Here is a 23,060-nt window from a genome sequence, read left to right as displayed (position 1 = left end):
AAACCAATAAAACCTATTGGGTTCAAACACTTAAAAAAACACAGCCCGGGACTGGGTTATTTGGCCCGAGATTTGCCACAAGTGAAATAGTTCTCTTATCCGACAGCGATAAAAGTTGTTAAATCCTATTCAACCGAACCGGAGCCGATTGCCATGACCAGATCACGCCATCCTCATTTTTGCGACAGATGCGGTGACCCGCTATCCCAACACGAACAAAGACTGTTCAGCGGCGACGAAGCTTTGTGCGGATTCTGCGAGCAAATGCGCTGCGAGGCTTTGGAAATCTACCAGCAAAATTTGGCACGGAAAGCCGAGACCCCGCGCCTGCGGCCGGTCCGAAACGCTTGCTTGTAAGCCACCGGCAAACCACCCGCACCACCAGGAGCCTGCAAATGAATCATTCCAAACTATTGGCAACTTGCCTGCACGAATTGAAACGCTGCGCCATCAGCCTGCTGTTCATAATCGTCGGTTTGTTTCTAGCTACGGCCAATGCGCCGGCGGCGGAACGCACCGAGTCGATCTATGCAGCACCATCAACAACCTTAAAGCCCCCATCGAATTTTGTTTAGTCAGCGGTAACAGCAACCTCCAGTCGGACGAACGCTAACCAGCGTCCGTCCGGTTTTTTTTGCAAGCTCCCGGTTTGACTGCGCCGATGCACGCGGTAAGCTGAAAACCACGGGGTTGGCGTCCGGTCAAGACTGTATCCCTCGTTGCGCATCCGAAGGCGATCGCCGCCATCCCCACCCGAAAACACGCCGCGACTTGACTACGCCAAGTTGCAAGGTAACTTTCCTTCGGTGGTGCTCGTGCTGATTCGGTTTAGGTTGGAGATAGCTAAAACGGACACATTAGCGCCACTGATTTTGCAAAAACAAGCCCGCGCCGGGCAACGCCGCGTTTACAACGGAATGAAAACGAAAGCCAACACATCGTTGCGGTAAGCGTCCGCGGTTTTGAATTCCCGATACCCCTTTCCGGCCGCAACTCCCAATACATAATTCGCCCCCTCGTGGCGCAACAGCGACGAGCTGGTCTGGCCGTTTTTCAGTGCAAAGTGGACGTCGTCCAGCAGCAAGCGCTCGCCGATGCGGTAGTGGTTGTGGTTGGCAAGCCCCAGAATTCGCCCTTGGCGATCGGTAAAAACCGCAAAACTGTTTTTCAGCGGCGCGCCGCCGGCTTCCTGCGGCAGGATTTCCCGCAGCATCGCGCTGAATTGCGGCTCGCTGTCGAATACGATGCCGATTCCGCCGACCACCCGACCGTTATCGGTCGGATCGGTCACCGCGGCGTTGTATATATAAGTGTGGCGACCTTGATAGAAGCGGGTCGGCCCGAAACCGGAGACCCCGTAATGCTGACTGTCCACGCGGCCCATGACGCTTCGGTAGCCGGTGGCCTCTTCGACCTTGCTGCCGATCAGCGATGTTTGCGTGGCGTCCGAGACCGCGACGATCTCGCCGTGGGCGTCGTACAGATACAGATTGGTATAGACCGTGTAGAGCGCATTGATATAAGCCAGAATTTCGCACATTTGCCGCTTCTCGGCAGCACTAATTTCGGCTTTCGCCAGATTGCGGCGGAAAGCCGAAGTCAAGGCCCACCAACGGCAATCGTTGGCCCGCTCGTACAGATTGCGGTCCATGATGTTGACCGCCAGCGACGCCAGGAAACCGGCGTTGTTCAGATGCGACGACATCACCGTCACTTCCTGCAAGCTATTCACCGACGCCGCGAAAATGCCGGCGATGTCGGTACCGACTTGCTTGATCGCTTCCAGCACCGGCATGAATTCGGCCGCGTTCTGTCGGGCGGAAGCGATTTTCCCGTTCAACACCAGCAGCCCCAAATCGGCGTTGATATCGACCGAAGCCTGACGGATTTCCTTTAACTCCTGCGGAAAGCTGTCCGATTGCCCAATAATCTCGCTATAGTCGGCACCGCCGCACCCGCCCGTCTCGCGGCCGAAGGCAACATCCAGCCGCGTCATCATCTGCCCGCGCCAGCCCAAACCGCAATAACCCTGATAACCGTTACCGGGCAGGCTATTGACGATGTAATCGTGACCCTGGAAATTGATCAGGCCGATCGCGTCGTCGCGATGGAAGCGGGTATCCACCGGCAACAACTGTTCGTTACTGCTGGCAATCACCCGCCGCTCGGTGTCGAGGATGGCAATGATGCCCCGGTCGCCCGCCGCCAACAGATCGGCAAAGATACCGCGCATCTCGTCCTCGAACCGAAAACACAGACACAGTACGCCCAGTACCCGCGAATTTTTTTGGTCGGTTTCGGTGATCTTGCAGGAATAGATCAGCGAGCGGCGGCGGTCGGCTTGCAGCGCACTGTAACGGAAGGTTTCCAGATAAGGGCTATCACTGCGTAACGTCTCCGCCACCAGCGGATCAGTATCCTTGATCCGGTTATCGGCGTCCAAATGCGCTCTGAGCCAACCTTGCGCATCGAATATGGCGATTTCGTCGTAGACGCTGTATTTTTTAACGTATTCGCGCAGCCGGTTTTCGATGAAACCGACCTGTTCCGGCTCCGGCTCGGCCTGAGCCAAAAACACCCGAATGTCGTCGTCGGTGGCCAGAAAGCCGACATCGGCGGTGCGCTCGAACAGGTTGCGCACCAGCAGGTCGATCGCCACCTGCGCTTTCGACGCATTGTCCAACACCAGTTTCTGCAAGTTTTCCACCAGCAGATTACGCGTCAGCTTGCGCTGCAACTCGCCGAATTTGTTCTGGGTGCGCGCCATGTCGTCCAGAATGGTCGGCGCGACATTGTGGCTGTTGATCTTGCCGATCAGTGTGATTTTTCCCCACCAATTGTTCAGTTTCGCCAGACGGGTTTCGAAATTTCTGACGTCGACCATTGCATTCAGCAGTTTGGGCGTGTGTTTCTCGATCAGTGCATTCATTGTGGTTCAATCCCTGCAAGGTTACCGGTTACGGAACGGCAGCCGCGAATTTGCCGCGTCCTCGGCGGAGTTTGGGAGCAGGATTTGTACCACTACCAATGTCAGCGGCTTTTGTGAAATGCATCTCACCCCCACCCAACAATGCACCAGACCGACGCATCACGCACCAACAATGACGCCGCTGCTTTGCCCAAATTTAGGCCCAAAGCACTATAACCGAGCAGAAAAGCGGGGATCGGATGTGATTTGCCGGCGCCAATGCCCGACTTTTGGGGCAGGTACGAAATGTGCTTGTCACCTAGCTGGTTTAATTACCGAACACCTGCATGGCAGCCGACTCCGAACCCGCTTCCGCTGTGGTCGAATTTTCGCCGCACCTCAGCCCGAAATTGCGCGCACTGATCCAAGACCGCGAGCGTATGCTCGGCATGTTGATGAGCAATTTGCAGGGCATCGTCTATTGCTGCCTGCTGGACGCCGACTGGACCATGGTCTTCGTCAGCGAAGGCTGCCGGGCGCTGACCGGCTACGCGCCAAGTGATTTGCTGTTCAACAAACGCATTTCCTACGAGGAATTGACTCTGGCGGAAGACCGGCGCTGGGTGCGCCAGCTGATCGAAACCTCCGCCCGGACCCGGAAAAAGTTCGACCTGGAATACCGTATCGTCCATGCCAACGGCAGCATCCGCTGGGTTCAGGAAAGCGGATTTCCGCTGTTCAACGAGCACGGCGAGCTGGTCGCTTTGGAAGGCTTCATTCAGGACGTGACGGCCCGCAAACACAGCGAGCAAGCGGCCCGCGACGCCGAAGCCCGTTACCGCTCGATTTTCGAAAACGCCATCGAAGGGATTTACCAGACCACGCCGAGCGGCCAGTACCTGGATTTCAACCCGGCCCTGGCCCGCATCTACGGTTACGACTCGATCCAGGATTTACGCAACAGCATTTCCGACATTCAACGCCAGCTCTATGTCGATCCGGAAAAACGCGCCGAGTACATCGACATCATGCAGGCCCACGGCGAAGTGCGTCACTTCGAAGCCCAGGTCTACCGCAAAAACGGCGACATCATCTGGATTACCGAGAACGCCCGCGAAGTGCGCGACCGCGACGGCCGCCTGCTGTTTTACGAAGGCACGGTGGAAGACATCTCGGAACGCAAATATTACGAGCAGCAAATCGAATACCAGGCCACCCACGACACGCTGACCGGGCTGCCCAACCGCACGGTGTTATCCGACCGGCTGCAGCAAGCCATCAATTTCGCCGCCCGCTACGGCAATATTCTGGCGGTGGCCTTCGTCGACCTGGACCAGTTCAAATTCATCAACGACAGCATGGGCCACCATGTCGGCGATTCGCTGCTGGTGGTGATGGCGGAACGGCTGTCGCAGTGCGTGCGCGACTCGGACACGGTGGTCAGGTTGGGTGGCGACGAATTCGTGCTGCTGCTGTGCAGCCTGCAAAAGATCGAAGACATCAGTCACAGCATGCAGCGAATCCTGGCTGCGGTGGCGGCGCCCTGCACCATCGACGGCCTGGAGTTTGTGGTCTCCTGCAGCATCGGTATCGGCGTCTATCCCGGCGACGGCCACGACGCGGCCACGCTGCTGAAACATGCCGACTCGGCGATGTACAAAGCCAAACAACTCGGCCGCAATAATTTCCAGTTTTACACCCGCGAGTTGAACCAGGTTTTGACCGAACGCATGGCGATAGAGTACCGGCTGCGCCATGCCATCGAAAATGCCGAGTTTTTGCTCTACTACCAACCCAAAATAGAATTGGCCAGCGGCCGGATTTGCGGTGCCGAGGCCCTGATCCGCTGGCAACCGCCCGATGCGCCGCTGGTGTCGCCGTTGAGTTTTATCACGATCGCCGAGGAAACCGGCCAAATCGAGCAAATCGGCCGTTGGGTGCTGCATCAAGCCTGTCTGGCCGCCAACCGCTTCCAGCACATCCTGGGCCGGCCGCTGCCGGTCGCGGTCAACGTCTCGCCGCGCCAATTCCGCCAGCGCGATTTGATCGACACCATCGCCGAGACCCTGGCGGCCACCCAAGTTGCCGCCCACACCCTGGAACTGGAAATCACCGAATCCTGCCTGGTCCACGACACCCCGCAATTCATCAAAACCCTGCACGGTTTGAAAGCGCTGGGTTTGACTTTGGCCATCGACGATTTCGGCACCGGCTACTCCAGCATGGCCTACCTGAAGGACTTTCCGGTAGACCGCTTGAAAATCGACAAGGCTTTCGTCGGCAATCTGGAACAGGAATCCACCGACGCCGCGATTCTGAAAGCCATCATCGCGCTAGGTCACAGCCTGGGCCTCAAAGTAGTGGCCGAAGGCGTCGAAACCGCCCAGCAGTCGGCATACCTACTGGAAAACGCCTGCGACGAAGCCCAGGGTTATTGGTTCGGCCAACCGCTGCCGGAAGCCGAATTTTGCGCCTTGCTGGCCGGCCGGATTGAAGCCGGCTCATGTTCGCAACGCCGGACCTAAAATCCTATCGGCGCTGCCTTCCGGGTTTAATACCGAACCATTGCCCTGATATTTAGCCGGCGCTGCCGATGCGCTGCCAATCGCAACAGCTCCATTCTCGACCAGCGACGCTCCTAGCGCGGCTGCCTCGCGTCCAGCCTTCATCAAATTGTCACCGAGCGCTTTTAGACTCCGAGCCTGCGAACTTGGTCACGTTTTTTGTCTTAAATCCTCGGAGACGTTCATGAAATTCCCTGCATTTCAACTAACTGCGGTCGCTGCCGTGCTCGCAATCGGCGGCAATGCACACGCCGCATTGCCCAACGGGGTCGCTGCCGGCGATGTCAGCCAAACTTCCGCCGTGCTGTGGGGCCGGTCGGATACCCCGGGCGATATATATTTCGAGTACGCGACCGACAGTGCTTTTACGCAGAACATCGGCTCCAGCTTTAAAGCGGTTAGTGACCCGTTGGCGCCGGTAAAATGGGATGTGTCCGGCTTATCCGCCGATACATCTTATTATTACCGTGCTACCGATAGCGTTGGAAATGTCGCTAGCGGCCAGTTTAAAACCGCTGCGGCACTGGGAAGCACTACCGGCTTGCGTTTTGGTGTATCCGGCGATTGGCGCGGCGAATTGCTGCCCTATCCGGCCGTGAAAAACGCCAGCCAGCGCAATCTGGATTTTTTCGTGGCGATGGGCGACACCATCTACGGCGACGTAGCCTCCAACGTCAACGGCGGCCAGCAACAAGCACAAACCTTGGCCGACTACCGTAATAAGCATGCGGAAGTCTATAGCGCCAAGGGCGGTTTGAACGGTCTGGCCGATTTACGCCAATCCACCGCAGTATTTGCCACGATAGACGACCACGAAGTGACCAACGACTTTGCCGGTGGTGCCGATGTGGCGATCGACGCGCGTTTCAATGCAGATCCGGCCGGCACCCGCATCAATGACAGCACCTTGTACAACAACGGCATCCAAGCCTTTCAGGAATACAACCCGATTCGCACCGAAACCTACGGCGCCACCGGCGACGCCCGCACCGCCGGCGAGATCAAGCTCTACCGCAATCAAACCTTCGGCAGTGACGCCGCCTTGATGGTGCTGGATGCGCGCTCGTTCCGGGATAAGGAGCTGGCCGATGCCAATCCGCTCAATCCGGTTTCGGTCGGCGGCTTTTTGGCCAATTCGTTCGACCCGAGCCGTACCATGCTTGGCAAGCAACAAGTCGCCGATTTGCAAGCCGACTTGCTGTCCGCCGAACAAAATAACGTCACCTGGAAATTCATTGCCGTGCCGGAGCCGATGCAGAATCTGGGCGTGGTTGGTGCGCCCGACCGCTTTGAAGGATACGCCGCCGAACGGACCGAAATTCTAAAATTTATCGACGACAACAAGATCGATAACGTGGTGTTTTTGTCAGCCGACATCCATGGCACTTTGGTCAACAATCTGACTTACCAACTCACGCCTTTCGGCCAGCAAAAAGCCACCAGCGCCTTTGAAATCACCACCGGTTCGGTGGCCTATGATGCACCGTTTGGCCCAACAGTTGCGCAATTGGCTGCAGCGGTAGGCTTGTTATCTCCGGCACAAAAAGCCTTCTACGACGCCTTACCCAGCATTGCCGCCAAGGATAGTTTCATCAAAACCGTTACCAATGGAGCCTTGACCCCGCTGGGTTACGATCCGCTGGGGCTGGACGCCAATTTGGCAGAGGCCGAAGGCAAAATCCAGGCCGAACTGCTGCAAGGCGATTATGTGGCGACGCATACCTTCGGCTGGACCGAGTTCGAAATCGACCAAGTTACCCAACAGTTGCTGGTTACCACTTATGGCATTCCGGCCTACAACGTCGGCGATATTGCCACCGATCTGACCGACATCCTTAATCGCAAGCCGCAAATCGTCAGCCAATTCAGAATCACACCAACCTCGGTGCAACCGGTACCGGTTCCAGGCGCGGCCTGGTTGTTCGGCAGCGCGCTGCTGGGTTTGGTATTTGGCAAGCGCAAAAAAGCTTAGTTAGACAGCAGGCTGAGGATGTCAATCAGTTAAGCGTTGGCGTTGTTTTCTCCCCTCTCAGCAAAAGAGGGGCCATGGGAGATTTTCTATATAAATCCCCCTTTTTCAGAGTGGGAAGCGCCTTAACTATACGGAGCTTTTAGAAATCCCCTCTCCCTCCGGGAGAGGGTTAGGGTGAGGGGGTAAAGAATTGATTTTAATCCCCTCGTCCCGCCTTCTCCCGAACGGAGAAGGTAATTGTTGAATTGTTGGGGGTAGAGGCTCCTTAAATGGCATTTGGCCTTATCAAACAATCGATTGGAAAAACTTTTAGATAAACAGCCAACTTAATTTAACCCGGAGAAACAACATGAAACTTAGCTATCCGCTGACCGCCGTAATGGTGGCCCTACTCGGCAACACCGCTCACGCCGCGCCTTTTTCCTTGGACTACATCGGACAAAACATTGTTACCAGCGGCACCGTGTTTAACGGCACCACGGTAGGCGGCTTGTCGGGTATCGACTACGACAGTGCTAACGGTAGATATTTGGCAATCAGCGACGACCGCTCGACATTCAATCCAGCCCGATACTATGACTTGAGCCTGAACCTGGCTCAGTTCAACAAGAATGTTGCGCCGGGCGCGGCGGGCGTGACATTTAATAGCGTTACCACTATTTTGGCCCCGGGCGGCAGCCCATTTGCGGCCAACACCGTCGATCCCGAGTCCATGCGTTTGCATAAAGGCAGCTTGTTCTGGACTAACGAAGGTCAGCGCTCAGGTACTGGCTTTCAAAATCCGACAGTCCGGGAAATGAATTTGAACGGCAGTTATGTGCGGGATTTTGCCGTGCCGACTTACTACAATCCCAGCGGTAGTGCCATCGCGCTGACAGCGGGCGACAAGGGTATTCGCAACAATCTGGCCTTCGAAAGTCTGACCTTTTCCAACAACGGTAACACGCTCTACACCGCGACCGAAAACTCGTTGGCGCAAGACGACCCATTACCGGCTACAGTTGCAAACGGCTCGGAAAGCCGGGTGCTGGCATTTGATGTCGCCAGTGGCAACGCAATCGGCGAGTATGTTTATATGACCGACGCTGTAGTGGATGCCCCGAACCCGACCAATGCTTTCGCCACTAACGGCTTGGTGGAACTGTTAAACATACCTGGTTTGAGCGATAGCTTTATTGCAGTCGAACGCTCATTTTCGGCGGGTATTCCCGGCACCGGTAACAACATCCGTCTCTACCTGACCAGCTTGAGCAATGCCAGCAACCTGCTGGGAGTTGACGATTTGGATAACACGCCGACCTACACCAGCATGAGTAAGGAATTGTTACTGGATTTAAGCACGCTGACCAACAGCGACGGCTCGGCCTTGGCGTTGGACAATATCGAAGCCATCACCTGGGGCGAAACCTTCAACGGCAATCCCACCCTGATCCTGGCATCGGACAATAATTTTTCCGCTACCCAATTCACCCAGTTCCTGGCCTTCGAAGTAAAGGCCGTCCCGCTGCCGGCGGCTTTTCCGCTGTTCGGCACTGCGTTATTGGGATTGGGCATGAATGGCTGGCGGAGAAAAGGCCGGAAACTAGCATAAGTTCTTTACCAGAGCTCGGGAAGGTGGGCAGGATGATGCGATTTAGTTAAGCCCAGCGGTTGTCTTAGAGCCGAATTTTTCTCGCACCCAAGCTCTTGCTTGGGTGCCATTTCTTGAAAGCTCCGGCTTTCATTCAACTTGAAGGGAAGCTAGAGCTTCCGAGATCGGGATTCCCAAGTTGGAGCTTGGGAATCAGTTGAGGCTTTACCGGAAACTAAAAAACAGCCGAACCAAATCCTTTTGGCTGTGACAGTCGGTTTTCTGCATCAGGCTGGTTAGTTGGGTACGCACGGTGTTGCGGCTGACGTCGTCGCGCTCGGCGATTTGCTTAGGCGACAGCCCGTCGGTCAAGCCTTGCAACACTTCCGTTTCTCGCCCGGTCAACTGATACGTTTTGGCAAAGCCGGCAACCGGATCGCATTTAGCCATGTCCATTGACGGCCAATCGCCAAAGTCCAGATCAAACGGCTTGGAGCCGCTCAGCATCTCGGAATTTTCAGCAATCAGCACCAAGGCCAGCGGCCTCTGCCAATCCTTGATCCATTGGCTTGCTGCTGGCAGCGGTGCCACCAAAATTCGAGCGCCAGGCAAGGCATGCAAACACATGCCGCCGCCAATAGCCGGATGTTTTGTTGCTTGGCGGACTAAAGCCGCCAATTCGTCAGCGGCGCTGGGCTCAAAGCAGCTTAAGTGACCAAACCGGCACGACAAGCCACCAAAATGCGCCGTCAAAAGCTGCTCCGCACGGGCGTTCAAGTGCTGGATGTGGGCATCGCCATCGACAATCAGTAAAGGCCATGCTATCGCCTCAATGGCCTGAGCACCAAGCTCGGCCTTGGCTTGCAGATGTTGCGTATGCGAATGCAGTCTGAAAGCCCGTTGTAAGTGAGGGCTTAAGCGCTTGGCAGCGGTTTGCTCTTGGATACCGAACGGCGATTGCTCCTGCGTTCTGAAAAAACCTAACATGATCTTGCTGTCATTTGACTCGTCGACCAGTCCGCCCATCGTGAATCGCACCCCGATTGGAATCAAAAACTCCTGGTAAAGCGGATTACGTGCCACAAAGCCTTCATCCAGGAAGGTGTGGCAAAATCGCCACTCATGAACGCCGATATTAGTCATCATTCCCGATGTCATGCGCGGATCTTCAAGCAAATAGCCATTGGCCCAATCAGTAAAATCCTGACTTTCGATATAGCGTCCGCCATAAAATTCTTTTTGTATCCTGCCGCTGGATTTATCGATTACCAGTAAATGGCCGCCATTCGCGCCGACGTAATTAGAGCAATACTCCAACGCGTCAGGCCAACATTCCGGCGCCATCACCGCCTCATAGAGCATTCCAATCAAATGCGATAGTTGTTCATCGTCCGCCATTTCGGCTATCCAAGTCCAAAGAAAATTTTCGTTTTTTCATGCAAATGCATGATGACAAGCATTTGTGGCCTGAATCACACTAGACCATGAAAGTTTAGCTTGACATTGAAATTAATGCGCCACGTCAGCGTGTATTGAAAATATGAAAACTTGATGACAAAAGGAGAAAAAGATGAAATCGTTAGGAAAAGCCTGGATGGCGGGCATGACGTTGAGCTTGAATATGGCGACGGCGGATGCTGCGTTGTTTGATCGTGGCGGTGGGTTGATTTATGACGATGCCTTGAATGTGACCTGGCTGCAGGATGCCAATTACGCCAAGACCTCGGGATATGACGCCGATGGTTTGATGACTTGGCAGAGCGCGAAAACCTGGGCAGAAAATCTGGTCTTCCACGACAGCGTGCGAAATGTCGATTACAGCGACTGGCGATTGCCGGGCGTATCACCTGTAAACGGCATTAGCTTTAACTATGACTTATCAAATGATGGCTCAACTGATAGAGGCTACAACATAACAAGTAGTCAACATGAGTTGGCCTATATGTACAGCGTCAATCTAGGGCTCAAAAGCCAATTCAACGCATCCGGTGTGGCTCAATCCGATTACGGAATATTCGGCAACGGAACTTGGAACGGGTTCAATCAAAATAGTTGGGGGCAAAATAACATCGGGTTAATAAATAACCTCCAAGCCTATGCATACTGGTCTGGCGGCGAATGGGCGCCCAATTCTGGCAACGCTTGGGATTTTGCTACCTTCGTAGGTTATCAAAGTGCTAGCCCGTTTTTTGCCCAAGAGTATGTTTGGGCTGTTCGTGACGGCGATGTTACCGCTGTGCCGCTTCCAGGGGCGATGTGGCTAATGGGTGCAGGCTTGATCGGTTTGAGTAGCCTGAAACGACGTTTGAAAGCTGCATAGGTTCCATTCTGGCGGTTGCTTTTTCGCCGGACGAATCCAAATCAGTTTCGTAGGCGGGTTGCGTAACGCGAAATCCAGAGTTGACCGCTTAAGCTAGATTTCATTTAACTCACCTAGCAGCCTAATATATTTACGATATTTTTAAGCCAGAATTAGCCACATGGTTATGTATTGCCTAAACTAGTTTATTACGAAGACTTTTATATTATTTTAAAGCAAACGCTTTTGGATTTTTCTAGAAAAACAAACAGTTGTTTATATAAAAATCGCCAGGACACTCCGATGAAAGAAATTATACCTGATTATATTATAGAAACACGCAATAGCTGGTATCGAAATTGCATTAACATCCAATCTGGTTTCATTATTTTAGGGATTGTTTCAATTCTTGCATCTTTAGTAGTGTCTACTTTTGAACCGGAGTTGGGCAGCTTTTGGACTAGAGCTGTCGCGTTCGTTGCGGCTGCAACATCAGGAGTTCTCTCCTCATTCAATATGGTTCAGAAAAATAAAGATGTATGGACCGCATGGCGAATGTTGACAGTAGCTATCCTGCGCTATGAGCGTCAACCCGAATTCACCATGCAACAGTTAATTGACGTTTACGAGCAAGCCGAGGCCATAAACGGGAATCCAAGCCTCGTTACAACACCCCCTGAAAACCGCGCGGATATAGACGCTCCTTAACGCCTAGTTGTTATAAGCCCGGTTTATTCGGAAAAATATTTTTTAAATGGAGAGATGTCGTGAATAATACCCATAAAGAATCGTTAGAAAATATTCAATTGGAAATTAGAGGCAAAGCGGAATTATTTGGACAAATCGAAAAAGTTAGAAATGATCGAAAGTGGTACAGGACTGCGCTCAAATCCACTACAAAGTTTTCTGTCTCAAATAATAGCAAAATATTGGCGCAAGGAGATTCATGGTTCGACTATTTGCCAGGCAAAGACTTAATCGATTGTCTGGAACTAGATTATGGGTATGAAATTGATGAAATTGCGGTCGCCGGATCGACCTTAAATGACATTGCTTACGGCAAAGTGCCGCGAGAGCTCTGGGGAATACCAGGCGTTGGCCCCCACCATGTGGACGCCCCGTCTCGAATCGCTGAACTTGTAATTAAAATCAACTCCATCAAACCACGTGCTTTACTGCTTTCGGCAGGGGGAAATGATATAGCAGGTAGCGAGTTTTTCCCCTACATCAATAATTCCCGTTCGGGTCTTCCCCATGTTAACGATGGGGTCATGAACAATTCTTTCGGCGCTCTTAAAACGGCTTATGAATACGTCATCGACATGTCTCTGAAAGCCGCATTAGAAAACCAAATTGACATGCCCATATTCATTCATGGATACAGCTACCCCTGGCCCGACGGCAGAGGATTGTTACAGTTTTTGGGTTGGAAAGTAGGTCCCTGGTTTGGACCGAGCTTAGAAGACAAGAATTTTCCTTACGACGAATCGCTCGACAAAAATGTCAGACATAAGCAACTAGAAATTAGATATGAAATCGTCAAGACTTTTATCGACGCTTTTAATGAAATGGTGCAATCATTGTCAGTGCAGTATCAAGAGGTTTTTCATATTGATCTTCGCACTGTACAAATTGCACATGAGCTATGGGATAACGAGTTACATCCCTATCCGGCGGGATTTGAGCTGCTTGCTGAAAAATTTGCTTTCGAACTTAAAGCCCACAAGATTATTCCATAACTTGTAAAGCGTATTTCCGTAATATGAGAGCGCGATGGGTAGATACAGCCGACGGAATTGATTTGTCTCAGATTGAAAGAGTGGCTCTGTCGGGTATCTCTGTGATACGAAATTAAGTGGCATTAAATTAATTAATCTCGGATAACCAATTTTCTATTGTTAATTATTGCCGTAAGCTTGATAACTATTGCCACAAAGCAATTGTCGACCATAATAATCCATGAGGATCAGGCAGGTTATTTAAACTCCCCTAAAAACGTTGCCGGTTATAGATGCTTCAAGAAAACCAATCTTTCAGGTTGGGTTGACGTAAGAGTTTTAGTTGATGAATCAGGGAAATTAATTATATCACACTAGCAGGTTGGTGAAAAACCATATTTCAGGCGCTAATTTTGGTCAGCTTAATCAATATATAGTGTCTGCAGTATCATGCTTCAACTAAATACAGACTGAATCAGGGTCAAAAATGAGTTTTTCACCAACCTGCTAGGCAACAAAAAACTTGCTAAAACAAATCCGTTGCGAACTTTCGAACAGGCGATTGAGCAGTTTTTGATAGACAAATTATTTAAAAACCCGTGAGCTAAATTATTATGAATAACCATAATATCGTTTGAAAAAGTGTTGACAGCCTTCAAAACGCTTACAGTATTTATTTAATATTGGGTATTTTGGCTTACATCTTTACAATGTATAAATTAAATTGGTGGCCGTAGATAAAGGCTGGATGGGAGAAAACGCCCTATTTATGTTTTGGCCTGCCTTGCGCTGCAATCGCATCGTTTGGCATTGTTTTAATGCTTGAGTTGTCTGTAAAAGAACCTGGATATATTCAAATTTAAGTACTCGGCATTGATTTAAGACCCTGCGCCCCGGCAATGTTTTGGATTAGTTGTTTTGGTGTCTTTGTTTGGGCCATCAAAACATTGGCTAAATAAGACGGAACGCGCCGTGATTCTGCCGTATGGCGGCTCCCCGGAGTAAGCTAAGAGCCTTGAGTCAAGTCATAATCAGCAGCGCTCTATAAAAAGACGCGAATAATATCTGCCTGCCCAAAGTTAGGAGGAAATAAATATGAGTGACAACCAAGTTACTACTGAATCAAACGACCGGTTATCGAAAGCATTCTCGGGTATCGTGCCGGATAAATATAAGGATAGCGATGCGTTTTTAAACATAGTGCAATGGAATATTGAATGGTTCGGCGCAAGAAAATCAACAACCAAGGACAAGCGCAGAGTAGCCTTGGTTACCGATATACTCGAAGCGTTTAACGCCGATTTGTTCGTTTTTCAGGAAGTCGCCGGTCCGTCGGAAGATGGCCGCTATAAGGGAGTTTTTGACGCGATAGCCGACGAATTGACCGGTATTCGCGGTGCTGGAGATTATGTCGTTTATTATACGCAGGCGGGCGGCGAACAGCGTGTTGCGATGATGTGGGATCGGGATTTTATTAGAGCAAAAACTGCTGTGAAGGATTTATTTCCTGTCGGCACGCACAGAACCGAGGATGGTAAAGACGCTTTCGCAAACAGAACACCTTTGCACGGGCATTTCGAAGCGAAAGTAGGGGCAGCGGGACGGTTTGATTTTCAAACTGTTGGCGTACACTTAAAAGCCATGGCCGAAGGAGCTAGCCGGCGCCGCAAATCGGCAGAGGTTTTAGCTGATTGGATGGCGCAATCCATACGGGAAGTCGATGCGGACATTTTAGTAGTCGGCGATTGGAACGCGCCACCGACTGCCGATGAATGGGAGCCGATAAAGTCGCAAGAAGGAGTTAACTTCGAAGCGATCAATGATCCTTCTGACTTTTCTTATTTATGGCTGGAAAACTCCACGAACAAATATGTTTCTAAAATTGATCTAGCGGCTTTGTCTTTGTCTTCTGAAACACCACCTCCTGAACACGTAGCCAAAACTGTTCGCTGGCGGCCTATTGAAGAGGCATTGGCTAGATCTGCTAATTTGAAGGATGCTGAGGTTAGGTCAATATTGGCGGAAATCAAAGACAATATCAGTGACCATTTGCCAACAATTACGCAATTTTATTTTGATAAAAAATAAAACATTGCCGCCCTTTGCCTCCTTGCATTGTTTAAAACCCATTTGACTGGAGAATGTCATGAAAATAAACCGCATCGGTTTGTTGCTATTGTTTTTTGCGTCGATTAACGCCAACGCGACCCAGCAAATTTCTTATACCGGCCATATTATTTCAAGCGAAGGTAGTGTGGCAAATATAGGCAATTTGTTTTCAGGTCAATTTTTGTTCAATCCCGAGCAACCGGATAATAGTCGATTTAATCCAGACACTCTGCCTTATACCGAGTGGGAAGGGGATTATTGGAACAACGCTTATTTGTCGACAGCGATTACAAACAAATTTTCGTTTGTCAGTAACAGGGGCATAGGCTTTGCCTTCCAAGATAACAGGGATGTTACACAGGCGGAAATCGACTTAAACGGTTTTCATGGGGTTGTGAATCAGGGAAATTACGACGTTATTTCGTTTGAGGCGATTAATCTGGGAAATGACACAGCGGCCCTCACAGGCTCCGAGTTTTCTATAACTGCCTTATTTGATCCATCTCAATTCGGTATAGGGTCTTTTCAAACGAACGATCTGAAAAGCGTATTTCAAACGCAACCGCTTAAATTTGGATATCAAATAAACAAAGTGACCAATGGTTTGATGGATTTTCGTATAACGGGCCTGATTGATAGTTTTTCTGTTAGCGATTCACTTTCAGGGGTGGCGTTACCCACCACTCCAGTCCTACCAGTATCCAGCGGTGACGGATTTAGTTTTGATGCGCCCCCACAACCAACTTTGGACCAAAATGGAAAGCCTAAGCCCGGCGGATTCTATGATCCGGATGTTGCTGTTGCCTATACCTACGAAGCGTTGAATCAGGATACGTTGTTTGGTGATGTGATGATTCCGAACCAATATGGTGATGGCAAATTTGAACTGCTGATTTGGGATGAAACCAGTGGTCAATACGTGGACAGCGGTATCCGATTGCTTGCGGGTGTCTGGTTCAACTTCGGCGAACTTGGTTTTCAAAACGGCATTGGCAAGTTCCGCATAGCCGGCATCGAAACATCCGCCGTGATCGATCCCGGCGACCCGCTGGGTTTTGTCACCGGATTGACGTTTACCGGTAGTGGCAGCTCTTTCAAAATGACGCCGTTGAGTGCGCCCGTTCCGGCGCCGGCGGCTTTCTGGTTATTTGGTAGCGGACTGTTGTGGCTGATGTCTAGCAGTAAAAGAGGATTTTTACGCGCCGTTCGTCGTTATTCCTAGTGATTTTCTGGTCGCGCACTTGTTCTCTAAATGTCGGCAATAATCCCTCTTGGTTCCAGCCTAGCAGGTTGGTGAAAAACCATATTTCAGGCGCTAATTTTGGTCAGCTTAATCAATATATAGTGTCTGCAGTATCATGCTTCAACTAAATACAGACTGAATCAGGGTCAAAAATGAGTTTTTCACCAACCTGCTAGGTTTGGCTAGTTGAAGATTAAATTATTCAAGGTCGACTAATTGCTGTGTTCTCAAATTCTCGATTGGAACTTACTGATGCGGAGATTATTCTTTTTTATTCATTGCTTTTCGATTTTGATTGGCACCTTGCCGGTTCGTGCGGATGAATTTGAATCTAAAGTGGTTTCAATCAAAGCTATGGCAAACCTCGGTGACGCGAAAGCGCAAACTAAATTGGGTGTAATGTATGCTAAAGGCGACGGAGTGCCACAGAATCTTGATGAATCAAAAAAATGGATTGAAAAGGCTGCAAACCAAGGATTTGAACCAGCCCGATTATTACTCGATGTAATTGATAATCACGGCAAACCAAGCGATCCTAAAAAATCAAGAGCTCTGATTGAGGAAGCAGCTAGAAATGGCAGTGTTTCGGCTTACTACATTTTAGGAAAAATGTATTTGAACGGTGAAGGAGTGCCCGAAAATCATCAAGCGGCAATAGTATGGTTAGAAAAAGCCGGCGTAAATGGGCACTTAAAGGCGCAAATCATGCTTGGAGAAATGTACTCCGAAGGAAGAGTTATTCCTCAAGATTCAATTCAAGCATACAAGTGGTTCAGCCTTGCTGCCAACCAAGGCGATGCTGATTCCGAAAGATTTAAAGAGCAGGTAGCTCAAAAACTGACCCCAGCACAAATTGCAGAGATACAAATCCTATTGCGGAAATAAACTCGTCGATAATCCGCCAAAACATAGAAGCCACGCGGCTTTTTCTGGCGCGAAACTGCTGTAAGGCTTATTGTTCTGAACAATACAACAATCTTCCCTGGGGACAATCATAGTTGAAATCCCACCAATCAAACGCATCGTAATTTTAAAAAGTAAAGTGGTCTTGAAATCTCAAGCTCTCAGTCTGTTATTTGATAAGCAAGAACTTCCGAGCCGCTTGCGCCTGAGTTGGCGCTTAAGCGATACACCACTGACACAGACTTGCTGTTAGAATGCGCTAAATCTCAAACAATTGCATACTTATGTTTTGTTACAACTGCGGCGAAAAAAATAAATATATTGCTATTTTTTGCAAAAGATGTGGCGTTAAAATGGCAATTGAAGAATCTATTTTAAACGTTAAAACTAGTAAGGATAGTTCTGGATTTTTGGGGGAAATTTTTAGCTTTTTTCGTAACATGGTGGAGTACACGATACAAATTATCATATCTGCAATAGTGTCTTTTGCCGTGCTATATGGTTTACTTTGGGCGTGGGCCAAATACGGTACTCAGAACTAGAAAGCCGGACCTTTAATAATATGAGCAACACAATATATTGTTCTAAATGCAAAAGCGAAAATGAAATCGACGCCAATTATTGTATATTCTGCGGTAATAAAATTCAGATATCGGTAACGAGAAGATATTCGGAAGCACCGGTAAATACACGCACTCAATTCAGACCGAAAGCCTTTTTGTTAAACCAATGTTACGGGTGGATAAAATCCAATTCACTTGTTGTTACAGTGGGTACGGTGCTGATACTGTTTATGGCCATTGGCAGCCAATATAACTTTGCTAAAGAGATTCGCACCAAAGTCCGAGCCAAACCCGGCGGTTACGGCAGTAAACTACAAGATAAACCAGCGGAATTGTGCGATCGAGCGGCGGTGATAAGACACTGTAACGACATGATTTTGACTGATGACTCTCGATCCTGCATTAATCTGAGCGAGCATTTTTTCCAAAACTGCGGCGAATATGATGAATTGCATATTTACCGAAATACCGCCGCCAGAAGACTTTCAGACTGGAAGATTGCGATGGACTCGGCCGATAAACTAGTTGAATTGTTTCCACTGCAGCCTAATCCCCATTTTATTCGTGCGCAAACACAAAGCGAAATGGGGGATTTTAAAGCAGCGATTGGCGAATACGAGCAAACACTGGCACTGATGCCGGGAGAAATACAAACGCCGTTTGAACTAGCCAATCTGTATCAAAGAATCAATCAACCTTGTGCCGGCATACCGCCGCTTGAACAGTATGCTTATCTGCATCCCAACGACGCCGTAAACGCGGAAAACCTGTTGAGTGTTTTATACAAGAATCCGCAATGCTCAGAAATGCACGGCAAGGGTAAAGCCAAAATACGACTTAACAAACAAGGCGCGGCCATACTTTCTCAAGTTAGTGTTAACAAACAACAACGAGGCAGTTTTGTGGTCGATACCGGCGCTACGCTGGTCACTCTTTCCAAATCGTTTGCGGATCGCTTGAAGCTGGATTATGCAAGTTGGCCTAAGATGCTAACCCAAACGGCCAATGGCATCGGAGTGGCTTACCGGGGTTACGTCGACTCAATTTCCGTGCAAGGTCTTGAGGCCAGACATATCGAAGTTGCTATAACCGAGGAACTCGGTTCATCAGATGGATTGCTCGGGTTGAGTTTTCTTAACCGATTTAAAATTGAACTGGATTCCGATAAAGGCTATATGCTTTTAACTGCTAGATCCGGTTAGAAATTTCCATGCTTTGTCTAAACTAAAAAACATTCTTATGAGCCCGAAATATAGCGTGATGCTAGCCTGCTTGTCGGCTTTGATGTTAAGCGCATGCCAAACCGCACCGCAAAAGAGTGTGGAAAAGCCTTTAGAAACACAATCCAAAGAGTCTGACTTAGTCATAATGCCAAGCAAGGCTTCAGGTAAGAAGGTCAACTCGTCTTACCAATTAAAAACCATGACACTTGATGAGTTAAGAACTTGCGCCAAAACTTTATACGACATTAAAGAAATGAGTACCGCTTTGACGGTGAAAAACACGGAACTGGAAAAGCGTAAATTAAATTTGAGCCAAACGGAACAAAGCCTGATAGATCGCAGATTAAAAATTGATACACACAATACCAAGCTGATCAAGGAGTTTAACCAGGATGGCAAGAAATATATGGAAAGTGTTAAGCAGTTACAAATGGATATTAATAATTACAACAAGCAGGCAAATAAAACTAATTTAGAAAATAATGCTTACTCCGCTAACTGCACTAATCGCACTTATAAAGCATCTGATTTGAATCAACTCCCTCCCGATTTGATCGCTGTAATGCAGAGCGCCTCTCAAACGCTGGATATTCCAATTTTTGAAAATACTTCATCACATAGGGAAAGCGATAACTCCACTAACAATGGACAAAACTCGACACTACATTTGCCGGGTTCATCCAGAAAATAACGGTCTGTTTTCACCAACCGGACCTACAACAGGTCGTTTTGAATGTGGCCGGCGGCGATAACTCGATAACCGCCGCGGCCAAGCAGAGTAGCCGCTAAGCCCTCTGGCGAACGGCAAACTCGCCTTGCTCCAGTTCTGAATAAAGTCGGTAGCCGATTTGGTAGTCCTCGTCCCACAGCGGATTTTGCAGAATGTGGTCGACATCCAGCATATACGGCGTGCGCAAACCGCGGTGTTCGCAGGGTTCTGCCACTTGGCGCATGTCGAAACCCTGTTTTTTCACGGCATAAGCCAAAGCCGGCGCCACTAGAATGAACCAGTGCTTGATGCCGTTTTCCGCCGAGTAGTCGACCGCAGCGCGGTACAGGCCCCACATGATGCTGCGGCTTTGCTGGCGTAAGGTGTTGAGGTACTTGACGTTGCTGGCCGGATCGGCGTCGACGGCGGCTTGGGAGCGGGGAGCGAAGCGCCGGGCTTCGCGCAGTACGCAAAGGCGGGAAATTTCGATAGAGTCGCGATGATGGGCATCGGCCAGCGGCTCGTCCTGTTCGTATTTTTCCGCGAACGGAAAGGTTTGCCCCTGCGGACTGACTACGCGCAATGCACCCAGCCATTGGCCGGTGAAACGGTGGCGGACAATGAAATGCACCGCATGCTGGTCCCAATCGTCGAATTCCAATTGCTGCGGAAACAGTTCCTTATCCTCGTATCCGAGTTCGTCGCAGTAAACTTGATACCTGAGGTGGTAGTGGATTCGCTTGCTTTCCGGCGTATCAGCTAAAAAAACCTCAAAACAGTTGTCGAAAGAATGCTTTTCAGAAATCAAGGTGAAACTCCATAACAAAATTAATCAAATCCCTTATGTTCAGGCGCTGGTACAACGCGTCTCTGTCTTGACCGCAAAGCGGCTTTCGCATGCGCCGTGTCGGGGAATAATGTTTTCCATTCAGCTATTTGCGTGTAGTTCTGCCGATAAATCGCGATAGCGGTTTGTAAACTACAGGCCTAAGATTAAAGAAATCCTGCAATTTTGATTAAGGAAAGATTAAGAAACGGTATTTTCTAAGCAAAAAAGCCCGTCAGGAGTAGGAAATTTACTAGAGCTGCAAGCCTTGTCCGACCTGGGTTTGCAGCGAATTGCCGGAATCAGTCCGCTTCCGGCGGTATGGATGAGGCAAACGGACTCGACCAGTAAGCCCGGTGCAAACTGAAATAGCGGTTGAGGCCGGCCGGCAGACGCCGGTGGCAGGAACGGCCGATTTTATAGCCCGACCATTTCAACAAGGTTCTGACAAACGCAGACGGCAGCATTGCCGGAGCGTGTCGCAGTAAATAGCGGATTTCCGACACGACAAAACGCTTGCCCTCGCCGGCAGCGCCGCCGAAAGTCCGCTGCAACCACGGCACCCGGTTATGGAACACGCCGATATCGAAATAGCGGCGGAACTCGTCGGCAAAACCGTAATCGTGGGAATGAAACACCCTGGCGTCGGCGCAATATTTTATTTTCCAGCCGCACAGCAACATCTTCCCGGCCGCGAAGGTATCTTCGTTCATCACCGTATGCCGGGGAAAGCCACCGGCTTGCACCAGCGCGCTACGGCGGTAGCCGGCAAAAGAATTGGAGATGAATACGGTCTTGATGCCGAAGCGGTCGCGGTCGGCCAGACCGCGCAACTGGCTGTGCTCGGGATAATTGAACAACCGGGCGTGAGCGCCGATCGGGCCGGCGCCGACGTGCGGCAATTGCCGGCCGTAGGCGGCACCTACTTCCGGATTCTCGAACGCCGCCAGCAAATTGGCCAAAGCCTCGGGATCGGCCAGCAAGGCATCCTGGGTCAGAAACAGCAAAATCTCGGCATCCGCCAGATAGTCAACCCCAAATTGGCGGGTACCACCGTGATTGAATTCCTGGCGGGCGATGATTTTCACTTCAAATCCGGCCGCCCGCGCCAGTTCGACGGTCGCGTCGCTGGACGACGAATCGATCAGCAACAGATAGTCCGGCTTGCGGCTTTGCCCGGCCAGCGCCCGCAACCATTCCGGCCACATCTTGCCGGCATTCAGCGTCGGCACGATCAGTCCCACTTTGCTCATGGGCGCTGCTCCGCCAAACCGGCAACCGGACCGAGTTCGGCCGGTTCGGTCAACGCCCGCCAGACCCGGTCGCCCAGCGACACGGCATCCAGCGCTTGTTCGGCATGGCGCCGCGCGGATTGCGACATCTGCCGCCAGCCGTCGGCGTCGGTCTCTTGCGCCGCCCGCAATACCTGGCAAACGGCAGTGTGGTCGCGTTCGAACACCCAGCCGGCGCCGATCTGCGGCAGATGATCCCAGGCCAAACCTTTGGCAACCAGCGCCGGCCGGCCGCAAGCCAGGGCTTCGGCGACGACGTTGCCGAAATTCTCGCGCATGCCGCCGGCCTGCTCCAATCCGGACGGCAACACCAGAAAATGACTTTGCGCCAGCAATGCCTTGACTTCGTCGGCCGCCAAATAACCCCGGTACTCGATCGCACCGTCGGCTGCGGCGACCAGTTGCAAAAACTCGTCGAAATAGGCGCCGTCGACGCTACGACCAGCGACCACTAACCGGTCGTCGCTACGCCGGGTTTGCAACCAGGCGCGAATGAAGCCATTGATGCCTTTCTCCTGTTGCACGTGGCCCAGAAAGCATAACTGCATGCCGGGCCGGGCCGGATAATCCGCGACACGAAACGCCCGGCTGTCGATGCCGTTCGGCACCAACAGTATCCGCCCCTGCCCGGCCAAGGCCGCGCTAACGCCGGCAGCTTCGGTATCGCTGGTGCAATGCACCGCCAGCGCCCGGCGTAAGCTCGGGAAGGTCAGCCAGCGGTAAAACAGCCATTTATGCGGCTTGCGGCTTTTGATCAACTCGACGTGTTCCGGCATCAGACCGCCGTGCACCGCAACGATGAACGGCTTGCGCAGCAGGCGGCAAAACAAGCCGGCCAAGGTCGACGGCCAGGTGGCGATGCCATGAATGTAAACCCGCGGCACTTGCCGGCATAGATTCCAGATTGCCGGAATCGCCCCCAAACCGAAGCCCCAGCGGCGCCAGCCGTAACAGCGATAGAGCCGGACCGCGACCGTATCGCCCAATTGCACCTCTTCGGCGTGCAAGCGGCCGGAAATCGACTCGTCGGACGCGACCAGCGCCATGCGATGGCCGCGCTCGGCCCAGGCCTGGGTCAATACGCCGCAAGTCACGGCTACTCCGCCGTAGCCCTTGGCCGGCGGCACGTGCGTCGCGATTATTCCCACATCCATCCTCTTC

General features: G+C 51.0%; 18 protein-coding genes. 13 read left to right on the top strand and 5 right to left on the bottom strand.

The genetic code is table 11. From position 1 onward, the window contains the following. Positions 1-153 precede the first annotated feature (153 nt). Together C2U68_RS03525 and C2U68_RS03520 are read left to right on the top strand one after the other, a co-directional pair. A complete protein-coding gene (locus C2U68_RS03525) occupies positions 154-357 on the top strand; it encodes a hypothetical protein (RefSeq protein ID WP_140911113.1) in 204 nt (67 codons plus the stop codon). A gap of 38 nt (positions 358-395) precedes the next feature. Beyond that, positions 396-575 carry a hypothetical protein gene (locus tag C2U68_RS03520; protein WP_140911112.1) on the top strand — a complete coding sequence of 60 codons (180 nt, stop codon included), beginning with the start codon at positions 396-398 and terminating at the stop codon, positions 573-575. Between the two features lie 332 nt (positions 576-907). On the opposite strand, the gene C2U68_RS03515 is transcribed toward C2U68_RS03520, so the two are convergent. Beyond that, a complete protein-coding gene (locus tag C2U68_RS03515; protein WP_140911111.1) occupies positions 908-2,929 on the bottom strand; it encodes a cache domain-containing protein in 2,022 nt (673 codons plus the stop codon). A 326-nt stretch (positions 2,930-3,255) separates the two neighbouring features. On the opposite strand from C2U68_RS03515, the gene C2U68_RS03510 reads away from it, so the two are divergent. The 3 genes from C2U68_RS03510 to C2U68_RS03500 all read left to right on the top strand — a co-directional run bounded on the left by C2U68_RS03510 (position 3,256) and on the right by C2U68_RS03500 (position 9,035). Then, the gene (locus tag C2U68_RS03510; RefSeq protein ID WP_260839196.1) at positions 3,256-5,433 is read left to right on the top strand and encodes a putative bifunctional diguanylate cyclase/phosphodiesterase; all 2,178 of its coding nucleotides are present in this window, start codon (positions 3,256-3,258) and stop codon (positions 5,431-5,433) included. A gap of 223 nt (positions 5,434-5,656) precedes the next feature. Continuing rightward, positions 5,657-7,444 carry an alkaline phosphatase D family protein gene (locus tag C2U68_RS03505; protein ID WP_140911110.1) on the top strand — a complete coding sequence of 596 codons (1,788 nt, stop codon included), beginning with the start codon at positions 5,657-5,659 and terminating at the stop codon, positions 7,442-7,444. Between the two features lie 349 nt (positions 7,445-7,793). Beyond that, positions 7,794-9,035, top strand: a complete 1,242-nt coding sequence (locus C2U68_RS03500; RefSeq protein WP_140911109.1) for an esterase-like activity of phytase family protein — start codon at positions 7,794-7,796, stop codon at positions 9,033-9,035. Between the two features lie 204 nt (positions 9,036-9,239). Here the strand turns inward: C2U68_RS03500 and C2U68_RS03495 are convergent, their stop codons facing one another. After that, on the bottom strand, positions 9,240-10,412 hold the full coding sequence (locus C2U68_RS03495; protein ID WP_140911108.1) for a helix-turn-helix transcriptional regulator: 1,173 nt from the start codon (positions 10,410-10,412) through the stop codon (positions 9,240-9,242). Between the two features lie 172 nt (positions 10,413-10,584). Between C2U68_RS03495 and C2U68_RS03490 the strand changes: the two genes are divergently transcribed. From C2U68_RS03490 to C2U68_RS03455, 8 genes are all read left to right on the top strand, one after another. After that, positions 10,585-11,334 (top strand): VPLPA-CTERM sorting domain-containing protein, encoded by a 750-nt coding sequence (locus C2U68_RS03490; protein ID WP_140911107.1) that lies wholly within the window; start codon positions 10,585-10,587, stop codon positions 11,332-11,334. A 282-nt stretch (positions 11,335-11,616) separates the two neighbouring features. Beyond that, a complete protein-coding gene (locus C2U68_RS03485; protein ID WP_140911106.1) occupies positions 11,617-12,021 on the top strand; it encodes a hypothetical protein in 405 nt (134 codons plus the stop codon). A 59-nt stretch (positions 12,022-12,080) separates the two neighbouring features. After that, the gene (locus C2U68_RS03480; RefSeq protein ID WP_140911105.1) at positions 12,081-13,052 is read left to right on the top strand and encodes a hypothetical protein; all 972 of its coding nucleotides are present in this window, start codon (positions 12,081-12,083) and stop codon (positions 13,050-13,052) included. Positions 13,053-14,126: 1,074 nt separating this feature from the next. Further along, positions 14,127-15,119: an endonuclease/exonuclease/phosphatase family protein gene (locus C2U68_RS03475; protein WP_140911104.1), complete on the top strand. Its 993-nt coding sequence runs from the start codon at positions 14,127-14,129 to the stop codon at positions 15,117-15,119. A 58-nt stretch (positions 15,120-15,177) separates the two neighbouring features. Continuing rightward, positions 15,178-16,362, top strand: a complete 1,185-nt coding sequence (locus C2U68_RS03470; RefSeq protein ID WP_140911103.1) for a hypothetical protein — start codon at positions 15,178-15,180, stop codon at positions 16,360-16,362. 273 nt (positions 16,363-16,635) lie between these two features. After that, positions 16,636-17,268, top strand: a complete 633-nt coding sequence (locus tag C2U68_RS03465; RefSeq protein WP_140911102.1) for a tetratricopeptide repeat protein — start codon at positions 16,636-16,638, stop codon at positions 17,266-17,268. Between the two features lie 580 nt (positions 17,269-17,848). Next, positions 17,849-19,051: a retropepsin-like aspartic protease gene (locus C2U68_RS03460; protein ID WP_140911101.1), complete on the top strand. Its 1,203-nt coding sequence runs from the start codon at positions 17,849-17,851 to the stop codon at positions 19,049-19,051. 37 nt (positions 19,052-19,088) lie between these two features. After that, the gene (locus tag C2U68_RS03455; RefSeq protein ID WP_140911100.1) at positions 19,089-19,763 is read left to right on the top strand and encodes a hypothetical protein; all 675 of its coding nucleotides are present in this window, start codon (positions 19,089-19,091) and stop codon (positions 19,761-19,763) included. Between the two features lie 94 nt (positions 19,764-19,857). Here C2U68_RS03455 and C2U68_RS03450 read toward each other — a convergent pair whose 3' ends face one another. From C2U68_RS03450 to C2U68_RS03440, 3 genes are all read right to left on the bottom strand, one after another. Beyond that, entirely contained in the window at positions 19,858-20,589 is a 732-nt protein-coding gene (locus tag C2U68_RS03450) for a PEP-CTERM/exosortase system-associated acyltransferase (protein ID WP_140911099.1), read from the bottom strand. Between the two features lie 320 nt (positions 20,590-20,909). Next, complete coding sequence (locus C2U68_RS03445; RefSeq protein WP_140911098.1) at positions 20,910-21,860, bottom strand: glycosyltransferase; 951 nt, start codon at positions 21,858-21,860, stop codon at positions 20,910-20,912. Further along, complete coding sequence (locus C2U68_RS03440; RefSeq protein WP_140911097.1) at positions 21,857-23,053, bottom strand: glycosyltransferase family 4 protein; 1,197 nt, start codon at positions 23,051-23,053, stop codon at positions 21,857-21,859. Before C2U68_RS03440 ends, C2U68_RS03445 begins: the two co-directional genes overlap by 4 nt. Positions 23,054-23,060 lie beyond the last annotated feature (7 nt).

Origin of the sequence: Methylomonas koyamae (assembly GCF_006483455.1) — a bacterium.
Lineage (GTDB): Bacteria > Pseudomonadota > Gammaproteobacteria > Methylococcales > Methylomonadaceae > Methylomonas > Methylomonas koyamae_B.
Note: the sequence above shows the minus strand (reverse complement) of the source record. Positions and strands in the feature narration are given on the sequence as shown.